Annotated in this window: 1 pseudogene; it reads left to right on the forward strand. The window is 63.2% G+C overall.

The features are described from left to right. Positions 1-258: pseudogene (locus SB772_RS42865) on the forward strand (hypothetical protein); the annotation flags it as partial.

The following is a 258-nucleotide window of genomic DNA, read 5'->3' on the forward strand; positions in this document are numbered from 1 at the left end:
GCGACATCGTCAGTAGATGGAAAATTCCGGTCACCAACCACGGAAACCTCCCTCCGCGCGATTTGAACATCCTCTACAACCGCACCATTGCCGGCCTGGCCATCTCCTTTACCAACATCTCCCTTGTTCCCGGCGAACTGTTGGCCGCAGGCAACGTGCCGGTCCTCAACCAGGCACCCTTCGCCTCCGGCCTCCTCACAGACCCAGACGCCGTATGGGCACCGTCCAGGCCGGACAGGCTCGCGACCGCGCTCGCCG

The sequence above is a fragment of the Paraburkholderia sp. SIMBA_030 genome, assembly GCF_046535245.1.
GTDB lineage: Bacteria > Pseudomonadota > Gammaproteobacteria > Burkholderiales > Burkholderiaceae > Paraburkholderia.